Source organism: Massilia sp. NBRC 108631, assembly GCF_059704565.1.
The window spans coordinates 1-204 of record NZ_BAAKJE010000240.1; the positions used below are offsets into that span (position 1 = coordinate 1).

The window sequence follows — 204 nt, forward strand, 5'->3', positions numbered from 1 at the left end:
GTCCCAGGTCGACACCGAGGTCTGGTCGGCAAGGCGGCGAATCTCGGTGGCCACCACCGAGAAACCGCGCCCGGCTTCGCCGGCCTTCTCGGCCTCGATGGCCGCGTTCAGCGACAGGATGTTGGTCTGGTCGGCCACCTTGGTGATGGTGGTCAGCACGCTGTTGATGTTGGAGGCCTTCTCGGATAGCGCGGCCAGTTTGGC

At 65.7% G+C, this 204-nt stretch carries 1 protein-coding gene; it reads right to left on the reverse strand.

Annotation, left to right across the window (positions count from 1 at the left end; translation table 11 throughout):
- The coding region (locus tag AC6H42_RS25615; RefSeq protein WP_497549261.1) for a methyl-accepting chemotaxis protein at positions 1-204 on the reverse strand (204 nt) is incomplete at both ends.